Source organism: Pseudomonas parakoreensis, assembly GCF_021602155.1.
GTDB lineage: Bacteria > Pseudomonadota > Gammaproteobacteria > Pseudomonadales > Pseudomonadaceae > Aquipseudomonas > Aquipseudomonas parakoreensis.
The window spans coordinates 1-255 of record NZ_BQHY01000094.1 but is presented as its reverse complement, the minus strand read 5'-3'; the positions used below and the strand labels follow the sequence as shown (position 1 = coordinate 255).

Here is a 255-nt window from a genome sequence, read left to right as displayed (position 1 = left end):
TGCCGAGCAAGCTGCTGATGTGGCCGGCCAAAGCAAATCGCTATTCACCAATGCCTTCAGCAACATGGAAGACGGCATCATCCAGTTCGTGAAGACCGGGAAGTTGTCATTCAAGGATCTGGCCGACGGCATCATCGCCGACCTGATCCGCATCCAGGTGCGTCAGGCGGCGGTGGGCATCTTCGGCACGCTGTTCAGCGGACTGGCGGGTGCTGGTGCATCTGCTGCCGGTAATGGCTTTGCCGCTGGATCGGC

Annotated in this window: 1 protein-coding gene; it reads left to right on the top strand. The window is 60.0% G+C overall.

The features are described from left to right. The coding region (locus L6D63_RS28545) for a phage tail tape measure C-terminal domain-containing protein (RefSeq protein WP_236170527.1) at positions 1-255 on the top strand (255 nt) is incomplete at both ends.